The sequence below is a fragment of the Pseudovibrio flavus genome (assembly GCF_009711345.1).
Lineage (GTDB): Bacteria > Pseudomonadota > Alphaproteobacteria > Rhizobiales > Stappiaceae > Pseudovibrio > Pseudovibrio flavus.
The window spans coordinates 1-228 of record NZ_SMMA01000004.1 but is presented as its reverse complement, the minus strand read 5'-3'; the positions used below and the strand labels follow the sequence as shown (position 1 = coordinate 228).

The 228-nt window shown below is 56.6% G+C and carries 1 protein-coding gene; it reads left to right on the top strand.

What is annotated here, in order from left to right; genetic code table 11:
- Positions 1-228 (top strand): hypothetical protein (locus E1162_RS19325; RefSeq protein ID WP_257098519.1); only part of this gene is annotated, 228 nt, incomplete at both ends.

The following is a 228-nucleotide window of genomic DNA, read 5'->3' as shown; positions in this document are numbered from 1 at the left end:
CTGGGGTCTACACGGCAAGTACATCTATTCTTGGATGGATGGCAACGAAGCCCACCTTGCTGGCGAGTACACCCGCTTTGAGGCAGCTTCTGCCCATACCTTCCGCCTTGGTACATCCCTCGCCTACGCAATGGACGGCGGCTTTACCCCTTACGGCTCTGTTGCTTGGGATTACACCACCGGCTCGGATATGGAAGCGATCGTCAAGGATAAGCGCCTCGAGACAAC